At 42.3% G+C, this 3,720-nt stretch carries 4 protein-coding genes, 1 tRNA gene and 1 pseudogene; 1 reads left to right on the top strand and 5 read right to left on the bottom strand.

The features are described 5' to 3' along the window. Window positions 1-19: 19 nt before the first annotated feature. Window positions 20-96 (top strand) — tRNA-Val (locus RRF55_RS11525). Window positions 97-282: 186 nt separating this feature from the next. Here the strand turns inward: RRF55_RS11525 and RRF55_RS11520 are convergent. The 5 genes and pseudogenes from RRF55_RS11520 to RRF55_RS11500 all read right to left on the bottom strand — a co-directional run. Beyond that, window positions 283-510 carry a hypothetical protein gene (locus tag RRF55_RS11520; protein WP_077250274.1) on the bottom strand — a complete coding sequence of 76 codons (228 nt, stop codon included), beginning with the start codon at window positions 508-510 and terminating at the stop codon, window positions 283-285. After that, window positions 507-824 (bottom strand): hypothetical protein, encoded by a 318-nt coding sequence (locus tag RRF55_RS11515; protein WP_155105648.1) that lies wholly within the window; start codon window positions 822-824, stop codon window positions 507-509. The genes RRF55_RS11520 and RRF55_RS11515 overlap by 4 nt, the downstream gene beginning before the upstream one ends. 31 nt (window positions 825-855) lie before the next feature. Continuing rightward, window positions 856-2,018 (bottom strand): annotated as a pseudogene (locus RRF55_RS11510) (IS3 family transposase). A 240-nt stretch (window positions 2,019-2,258) separates the two neighbouring features. Then, complete coding sequence (locus RRF55_RS11505) at window positions 2,259-3,080, bottom strand: hypothetical protein (RefSeq protein WP_064153420.1); 822 nt, start codon at window positions 3,078-3,080, stop codon at window positions 2,259-2,261. A gap of 101 nt (window positions 3,081-3,181) precedes the next feature. After that, window positions 3,182-3,720, bottom strand: a 539-nt coding sequence (locus tag RRF55_RS11500; protein ID WP_431538885.1) for a glycosyl hydrolase 108 family protein, incomplete at its 5' end; no start/stop codon positions are given.

The raw sequence follows: 3,720 nt of genomic DNA, 5'->3' as shown, positions 1-3,720 counted from the left end.
CAATTAAACGCACCATAATGCGTCTGTAGCTCAGTTGGTTAGAGCACCACCTTGACATGGTGGGGGTCGATGGTTCGAGTCCATTCAGACGCACCAATCATCTTTCCTTCTGTAATTCCTGAATTTTATCACCTGCTCCCCGTTGGTATTGCTGACTTAAAATGTTGTGTTTTGGCAAAGCGTTTTCCTTGCATAGTCCATACTAGTCCACATGAGTGCTAAGGAAGCCAACCCTTTTAATGAGCATCAAAAATCGATCAACAGACCACGCCGTTTAATTTCTTAATGATAATCATTCCATTCATCATAAATATATGCATATGCAAATCGATATATCAGATACCCCACCAGGAATTCCACAACTGAAAGTAAACCCCAGAGAAATTTATATTCATTTACTGAGAAAAAAAAGAACCAACCAGCCAGCGCGATACCTGAAGCACCTAATCCCATCCCAGCCCCTCTGATAACACGGGAAAGCAGGATGAGTAATGTTCGTTTTATATTCATAATCCACCAAAGAAATATTCACATATTTTGTTAAATTCTGCTGGATTCTTATCACTGACCATACACGCTGTTTCGAAAGGTTTTACAATATCCTCAACAAGAAAATACAGAAGATCCAGATCTCCCAGATTTTGCAGTTTATCATGCAGTACCGGATTTCTGCGCTTCAGATATCGGGACGTGTATATTGCTCTGGATGTTTCAGCTCCAACGGATAATAATAATCCGGCAAGACTTCCTGCAAAAAAAGCGGACACTCCTCTTGAGGCTATAGCTTCGCCTAATTTTACTCCGGTCAGCTCAGTGAATGCCATCTGATCCTACCCGCGTAATGTGGACACAACCCTAAGCGAGGTTCTGGTTTTCAAATTGTTCCGGACTGAGACCGCCACAGGCACTGTGACGACGCCACCGATTGTAATCACACTCAATATAATTAAACACTGCTGTCCGCATGATTTCCCGGCTGACAAAGTCCTCTCCGTGGATACATTCCACCTTCAGCGTATGGAAGAAGCTTTCCGCACAGGCATTGTCGTAACAACAACCTCTGGCGCTCATACTCCCCCGCAGATTATGGCGTTTCAGCAAGCTCTGGTAATCCGTTGAACAGTACTGACCGCCTCTGTCTGTATGCACGATGACGTTTTCCGGACGTTTACGCCGCCACAGCGCCATCTGTAACGCATCGCAGGCAAGCTGTGCTGTCATCCGTGAGGACATCGACCAGCCAATGACTGACCGCGACCACAGATCGATAACCACGGCCAGATAAAGCCAGCCTTCACCAGTGCGAAGATACGTGATGTCACGCACCCACTTCTGATTCGGGCCGCTGGCGTAAAAGTCCTGCTTCAGCAGATTCTCTGAGACTGGCAGACCATGTTCGCGGTAACTGACCGGACTGAACTTTCGTGAAGCTTTCGCCCGTAGCCCCTGACGACGCAGGCTGGCAGCCACGGTTTTCACGTTGAACCGGTAAACCTGGGCACGAAGCTAATCCGTCAGGCGTGGCGCGCCATAGCGTTGTTTTGCGTCACTGATTGCTTCCCTGACGACGTTATCACAGACAAGGCGGAACTGCTGACGCCGGTTTACCTGATAACGACGCTGATGCCAGATGTACCAACCACTACGGGTAACCTGAAGTACACGGCACATGGCTTTGATACTGAATTCAGCCTGATGTTTTTCGATGAAGACATACTTCATTTCAGGCGCTTCGCGAAGTATGTCGCGGCCTTTTGGAGAATGGCCAGTTCCTCATCCCGTTCTGCCAGTTGACGTTTCAGACGGGCGATCTCAGCGGACATTTCCTGCTCGCGTTCAGAAGAAGAGAACTGATTTTGCTGTTTGCTTCGCCAGTTGTAGAGCTGTGATTCATACAGGTTAAGTTCGCGGGCGGCAGCTGCCACCCCAATGCGTTCAGCCAGTTTCAGGGCTTCCTGACGAAATTCAGGAGTGTGCTGCTTGCGTGGCTTTTTGGTGGTTGATGTTGGTTTTGTCATGTGAGTCACCTCTGGTTGAGAGTTTACTCACTTAGTCGCGTGTCCACTATTGCTGGGTAAGATCAGACTGCTGCCACTTCCTGGCACCAGATAGCTCGCTACCTTCATCACCATCATCCCCTCAGAACCATACATAGCTACAGCCCTATAAAAAACAGATAAATAATAACAAAATCAGAACGAAGCAGTAATCCATAAACAGCCATTAATAAAAACCGTGATAATACTATTCAAATTTACTTAAGGAAATTTGAAATCATTATCCCTTATGGACGAGTCCAGCACATCCTCAATACTATCAATCTTAATATTTTTTTCACCAAATGAATTTGAAGAGCATTCTTTAGCACTTATAGTCTTTCCATTTTTCTTAATATCAAGAAACGCTACGGCACCAGGTTTTTCTTCAGGAACACCAAGAATATAGGAATAAGCCCCTTTATTGAAACCAAAATAGGTTGTATAGGTACTTAAATCCAACCATCTTTTCAATTTATTTTTGACATCAAAGTTCACTTCAAGCTCAACAGCACCAGTATCCACTTTTTTGAGTAAGTACCGGGATTTGTTTTCATTATTTGCGAAAAAATATTGCCACTTTTTTTCTGCCCCAGATAATTCACATAATGCAATTAATGTTTCATCATTATCACATTCTTCATAAGATTTTTTTGTTATATTTTGCATTGCTCTTTTGAAAAATATAACTTTGGGCACAGACATATTGGCATTGATAAATGGCATATCATTGTTAATAGTGAATATGAGAGTATCCTTTCCAACAGATAATGTTGCTTCACCAACACTACCAAATGTGCTTTCAAAAGATACCACTCCAACATTATCTTTAATTATGCCATTAATATTTCTATCATTATCTTCAGCACAATCAATTCTATTACCATCATTAGTTATAAAACAATATTTACCTGTAAGGTGGGTACCGTTCTCGAACAAATCCAATGTTAACGATTGCGATTCACTCTCATTGACCCAATGACCTGAAAAACTGGCCATTGAATGAAAGGAAATGAATAATAAAAACAATAATATTTTATTCATATATTAACCCTTAAACAATCATTGACTCTATTTATCCAGCCAGTGAGGAATCGAACCTGAGTATTAGGTTCACCGTTAGTTATAGTTAAAGAACGATAATATTATTTTCTAACCTCTGCGATGCGTGACAGTAATTGCTCCTGATCTTCAATTGCATTAATACAATGAATCATATCATCATCCATTGTGTTACTCACAACTAAGTTTATATTGTACTCATTATGAAGCATTTTTCGTACCTGTGTAACAGCGCGACCTGATGTAATTGTCCAGTCATATAACATTGAGGCTATTTTTATAGTCTCAAGCTTACAAAAACCTTTTGGCTCCCAATAATGATTATAATAAATAATCTCTGCCTGTTCCTTTGTCATATTTCTGAGAGTATTGGTAGTTGCTTCAATTCCGAGATCACTAGGTGCATATGCTCTCCAGGTCGCAATAGTGATCCCCATATTAGTCTCACCACCGCGATCATTAGGATCGTTAACATATCCCCCTTCATGTTGAAGTATTACACTGGAAATTTTAGAAAATAGCTCTCTACATCTTTCTTTAATACGGATCGCCTCCAAAAACACCACCGGATGCATATGCCACGGCTCCGACCCCAGCGCAACGCCCTTTTCGGATACCGTCT

Origin of the sequence: Klebsiella sp. K47 (genome assembly GCF_051858335.1) — a bacterium.
GTDB classification, from domain to species: domain Bacteria; phylum Pseudomonadota; class Gammaproteobacteria; order Enterobacterales; family Enterobacteriaceae; genus Klebsiella; species Klebsiella pneumoniae.
This window is presented reverse-complemented; position numbering and strand designations above follow the sequence as displayed.